The following is a 4,645-nucleotide window of genomic DNA, read 5'->3' as shown; positions in this document are numbered from 1 at the left end:
GCATCGCAACCCGGGGTTCCTCGGTTGCGTTCGGTGACTTCGGTCTCAAATGCACTGACCGTGGCCGTCTGACGGCCCGTCAAATTGAAGCCGCACGCCGTGCGATTTCCCGTCACGTCAAACGTGGCGGCCGTATCTGGATCCGTGTCTTCCCGGACAAGCCGATTTCCCAAAAGCCTGCTGAAGTGCGTATGGGTAACGGTAAAGGTAACCCAGAGTACTACGTGGCTGAAATCCAGCCCGGCAAGATCGTCTTTGAAATCGTTGGTGTGCCTGAAGAGCTGGCCCGCGAAGCGTTCCGCCTGGCATCCGCCAAGCTGCCGCTGCGCACCACCTTCGTCAGCCGCATGATTGGCCAGTAAGGGGAAATGACAATGACCAAATCTACTGAACTGCGCCAAAAAGACGTTGCCGGCCTGAAAACCGAAGTCAAAGAGCTGCAAAAAGCCCACTTTGGCCTGCGCATGCAAAAAGCCACGCAGCAACTGACCAACCTTTCCACGCTACGTTCCACGCGTCGCAGCATCGCTCGCGCCAAGACTATCCTGGCCGAAACCATCGTCAAGCAAGGAGCCAAAAAATGACGGAAGCTAAAAAATCCCTCAAGCGCACCTTGATCGGCAAGGTGGTGAGCGACAAGCGCGCCAAGACCGTCACGGTTCTGGTTGAGCGTCGTGTGAAGCACGAGCTGTACGGCAAGATCGTATCGCTGTCCAGCAAGTACCACGCCCATGACGAAAAAGGCGAGTACCACACAGGTGATGTGATCGAGATCACCGAAAGCCGCCCGATCTCCAAGACCAAGAACTGGGTTGTGACCCGTCTGGTTGAAAAGGCTGCGGTCGTTTAAGTCTTGAGTTCAACTTAAGGCTGACTCCGGTCACGCTCAAAAAAATGGCTCACTTCGGTGGGCCGTTTTTGTTTGTGCCTTCTGCGATGCCGCTGGTGTGCCGCCGTCCCTCCGGGCTTTCGAAGTATGACCTTCACGTGCGCGCCGCCTTTGGCACAGTGAGCACACGCTTGCCGCCGCCGCACTACACTTCGGGGTTGATTTCCCCACTTCATTCACAACCCATCCATTCTTGAGGAGCACACCATGATCAAAGTAGGCGACACCCTTCCGGCCACCACGCTGATGGAATTTTCTGAAGTTGAAGGCAATGGCTGCAGCATTGGTCCCAACCCGGTCGACGTGGCCAAGGCCACTGCCGGCAAGACCATTGCGCTGTTCGCACTTCCTGGCGCGTTCACGCCTACTTGTTCGGCCAAGCACGTGCCCGGTTACGTGGAGAAGTTCGCGGAGCTGAAGGCTGCAGGTGTCGACGAGATCTGGTGCCTGAGCGTGAACGATGCGTTTGTCATGGGCGCCTGGGCACGCGACCAGAAGACCGGCGACAAGGTGCGCATGCTGGCCGATGGCAGTGCAGAGTTCGCCAAGGCCACGGGCCTGACGCTGGACCTGACGGCGCGCGGCATGGGCCTGCGCAGCAACCGCTACTCCATGCTGGTCAAGGATGGAAAGGTCGCCAGCCTGAATGTTGAAGGCCCAGGCAAGTTTGAAGTCAGTGATGCCGCCACGTTGCTGGCGCAGGCCAAAGGCTGATCACGCTGCCCCCTGGCCCTTACGGGGGTCTGTCAAAGCCGCTGCCTCTTTGTCAGCGGCTTTTTTTTGCTCTGCTGGTGATGGCGGATTGACGTCGGCCAGTTAATTGCTATCAATAACATAGCTGCTTGCGCAAGGTCCTATTGGCCTGCAGCATGTTTTTCCTAAAAATCGACCTTGAGATAGTGTGCGCCCGGGATCGGGTTGTGATAGTAGGGCGGTATCTCGGAGAATCCCAGCTCGGCATACAGGGCGCGCGCCGATTCCATGTCGTCCAGCGTGTCCAGCAGCACCGAGGAATAGCCCGCCACGCGCGCCGCGTCCAAAGTCGCCTCCGCCAGCTGCCGGCCCAGACCGAGGCGGCGAAACGGCAGGCGTACATACAGCCGCTTCATTTCCCCGGCATTCGGGTAATCGACCGAGTCCAGTGCCCGCAGCGCGCAACAGCCGGCGACTTCGCCGTCGACCAGGGCCAGCAGCAGCGCACCCTCAGGGTCATCGTACTCACCGGGCAGTTCGGCCAGTTCGGCCTCAAAATTCTGGAAGCACAGGTCAATGCCCAGCTGCTCCGCATACTCGCGAAAAATCAGGCGCGTGGCGGCCAGCTGCGCCGGCGTGTCGGGCGTGATGAACTGGATGGAGGGGCGTTGCACGGATCGGCGGGGAGAAGTCGACAACCAGTTTACCGTGATTTGCAACTGGAGAGCAGGCCCGGGACGCCCCGGCCGGAGACATCAAAATGCAGGCGCGGCCAGTGTAGACACCCAGTAAGCCACGCCGCCGCAGACCGCCAGGATCAGCGCCGCAGCCAGGCGCGAGACCGTGTCGTCCCGCGATGGCGGGGCCGGCACCACCAGCTCCTTGTCGCCATGCAACATGGCGCCGACCAGGTTGTGTTTGCGGGTCAGGTAATAAACGATGGCCGCGATGTGCAATACCACCAAAGCCAGAAGCACCCACTTGCCAATGTTCTTGTGATAGTTGGTTGCCAGGCCGACGGTGGCGTTGGAGACAAAACGTGTCAGCGGGCCGGCAAAGGCAATTTCATCGTCGCTCAGCAGGCCCGTGCCGACCTGGGCCACCAGAAATCCCAGCATGGCGAACACCGAACCAGCGCCTATCGGGCTGTGGCCGACACCGTGTTCGGGTTTACCTTGGCCCTTGAGGTAGTTGATGACACTTTGGGGCGCATAGATGAATGCCCCAAAGCGAGACCAGCGCCCACCCACCAGGCCCCAGACAATGCGAAACAGCAGCAGGGCCAGCACGGTATAGCCAAACCGGAAATGCCAGACCATGGCGTTGCCACCGATGGTGCCGGTAATGGCCAGCCCAAGCACACAAGCCACCAGCGCCCAGTGAAAAAATCGCGTGGGAAAATCCCAGACGCGCACCTTGTGAAGATTTTTATTGGTGTACATGCTCACTCCTCGTTTTGTGATTGTTGTATGCAACGGTGCTCTTGATACGGCCTCGCTGCCACTTGGTGCTTTCCCGTAGCGCATAAGTTCCTGCGGAACTTATCTGGTCTGGCTAAACTCAGCCCTATGGCAACAGGCAAAGTGTGTTGCCATTGCCCCATCTTAAGAAAAAACCTACGAGGAAACCCATGAAAGCTTTTGCCTGTATCGCCGCAGCCGCCACTTTAATGGCCATGGCTGCTCCGGCCTCCGCGCAGTTTGCCAAACCCGAAGACGCCATCAAATATCGCCAAAGCGCGTTGTTTGTCATGGGCCAGCATTTCGGTCGTGTCGGTGCCATGGCCAACGGCCGTGTCCCCTTCGACGCCAAAGTCGCTGCGGAAAACGCCGAGATCGTGGCCGACATGGCCAAGCTCCCGTGGGCTGGCTTTGGGCCTGGCACCGACAAAGGCGGCAATACCAAGGCCAAGCCTGAAATCTGGGCTGAACAAGCCAAGTTCAAGGAAGGCCACGAAAAGCTGGTCGCAGAGACCGCCAAGCTGGCCGCCGCGGCCAAGACCGGCAACCTTGACAACCTGAAGACCGCCTTTACGGCTACGGCCGGCAGTTGCAAGGCTTGCCACGACGCGTTTCGGGCTCAGTAGCCCTCTGTTGAAGCTCACTTCGTGTAGCTTCCTCTCCCCCTCAGGGGGACAGGCGCCTTGCGCCCGGCGAAGCCAGACCCGCGGCCCCTGCTGGCTAAATCGTGGACATGGGTGCTGCTATTAAATTCATAGCTGGTTGCGCCCGTCCCATATGGTCAAAAGGCCTGTTTCATTGCTGAAACAGGCCTTTTTTTCGGGCGGGGAACGCTTATCAGGTCTCTTTGAGAAGTTTTTCGATCAGCTGGTGCAGCGCCGCAAAGTCGGGCTCACCCACGTACTGCTTGACGATCTCGCCGCGCTTGTTGACCAGGTAGGTGGTGGGTGTGAGCTGGACATCGCCCCATGCTTTGGCCACTGCGCCTGTGTTGTCGATCGCCACCTTGAAGGGCAGCTGGCGCGTTTGCGTGTAATTGACGACATAGCTGGGTGGGTCGTAGCTCATGGCCACGGCCAGCGTGTCGTAGCCTTGGGATTGGTATTTGTTGTAGGTCGAGATGACCTTCGGCATTTCTGCCACGCAGGTCACACAGCTCGTGGCCCAGAAATTGACCAGGGTGACCTTGCCTTTGAGGTCGGCGGTGGTTTTTTTGCTACCGTCCAGCAACACAAAGGTCGACTCCGGCGCGGCCTCGGCGCCGCCACATCCCGGCAGGCAGGCAAGGGCCGCCACAGCCAAAATACCGGCCAGTGCCGTGCGGCATACTGTCAGGCGGGATGTCAATTTCATTGGAAGGACCTCATCATGCAACGTCGCAATTTTAACCAGGCCGGCGTCAGCGCGTTGGGCGCACTGATATTGGCCGCTTACCACCAGGCCCACGCACTTTCGCTGGGAGACCTGTCCGGCATCAGCAATGCCGACGCCAGCGCCGGCCTGAAAACAGCCCTTGAAAAGGGCGCTGTCGCCGCCGTCGCCCTGCTGGGCAAGACAGATGGATTCCTCGGCAACCCAAAAGTTCGCATTCCCTTGCCCGGAT

The 4,645-nt window shown here is 59.2% G+C and carries 9 protein-coding genes; 6 read left to right on the top strand and 3 right to left on the bottom strand.

Annotation, left to right across the window (positions count from 1 at the left end):
• The first annotated feature begins 2 nt into the window (after positions 1–2).
• The 4 genes from rplP (at position 3) to AC1DWI_RS14420 (ending at position 1,603) form a co-directional block, all read left to right on the top strand.
• Entirely contained in the window at positions 3–362 is a 360-nt protein-coding gene (gene rplP, locus AC1DWI_RS14435; RefSeq protein ID WP_477725072.1) for a 50S ribosomal protein L16, read from the top strand.
• Between the two features lie 12 nt (positions 363–374).
• Complete coding sequence (rpmC, locus tag AC1DWI_RS14430; RefSeq protein ID WP_431098894.1) at positions 375–584, top strand: 50S ribosomal protein L29; 210 nt, start codon at positions 375–377, stop codon at positions 582–584.
• Complete coding sequence (gene rpsQ / locus AC1DWI_RS14425) at positions 581–850, top strand: 30S ribosomal protein S17 (RefSeq protein WP_457281635.1); 270 nt, start codon at positions 581–583, stop codon at positions 848–850. The genes rpmC and rpsQ overlap by 4 nt, the downstream gene beginning before the upstream one ends.
• Positions 851–1,096: 246 nt before the next feature.
• Complete coding sequence (locus tag AC1DWI_RS14420; protein ID WP_457281634.1) at positions 1,097–1,603, top strand: peroxiredoxin; 507 nt, start codon at positions 1,097–1,099, stop codon at positions 1,601–1,603.
• A 164-nt stretch (positions 1,604–1,767) separates the two neighbouring features.
• On the opposite strand, the gene AC1DWI_RS14415 is transcribed toward AC1DWI_RS14420, so the two are convergent.
• Complete coding sequence (locus AC1DWI_RS14415; protein ID WP_477668895.1) at positions 1,768–2,256, bottom strand: GNAT family N-acetyltransferase; 489 nt, start codon at positions 2,254–2,256, stop codon at positions 1,768–1,770.
• Positions 2,257–2,337: 81 nt separating this feature from the next.
• Complete coding sequence (locus AC1DWI_RS14410) at positions 2,338–3,024, bottom strand: cytochrome b/b6 domain-containing protein (protein ID WP_477668894.1); 687 nt, start codon at positions 3,022–3,024, stop codon at positions 2,338–2,340.
• A gap of 188 nt (positions 3,025–3,212) precedes the next feature.
• Here AC1DWI_RS14410 and AC1DWI_RS14405 point away from each other — a divergent pair, with 188 nt between their 5' ends.
• The gene (locus tag AC1DWI_RS14405; RefSeq protein WP_477668893.1) at positions 3,213–3,668 is read left to right on the top strand and encodes a c-type cytochrome; all 456 of its coding nucleotides are present in this window, start codon (positions 3,213–3,215) and stop codon (positions 3,666–3,668) included.
• A gap of 211 nt (positions 3,669–3,879) precedes the next feature.
• Here the strand turns inward: AC1DWI_RS14405 and AC1DWI_RS14400 are convergent, their stop codons facing one another.
• The gene (locus AC1DWI_RS14400; RefSeq protein ID WP_457281630.1) at positions 3,880–4,395 is read right to left on the bottom strand and encodes a TlpA disulfide reductase family protein; all 516 of its coding nucleotides are present in this window, start codon (positions 4,393–4,395) and stop codon (positions 3,880–3,882) included.
• Between the two features lie 15 nt (positions 4,396–4,410).
• Here AC1DWI_RS14400 and AC1DWI_RS14395 point away from each other — a divergent pair.
• A partial coding sequence (locus tag AC1DWI_RS14395) for a DUF4197 family protein (RefSeq protein WP_477725071.1) occupies positions 4,411–4,645 on the top strand: 235 nt, incomplete at its 3' end.

This window comes from Polaromonas sp. P3_C2, assembly GCF_056402675.1.
Note: the sequence above shows the minus strand (reverse complement) of the source record. Positions and strands in the feature narration are given on the sequence as shown.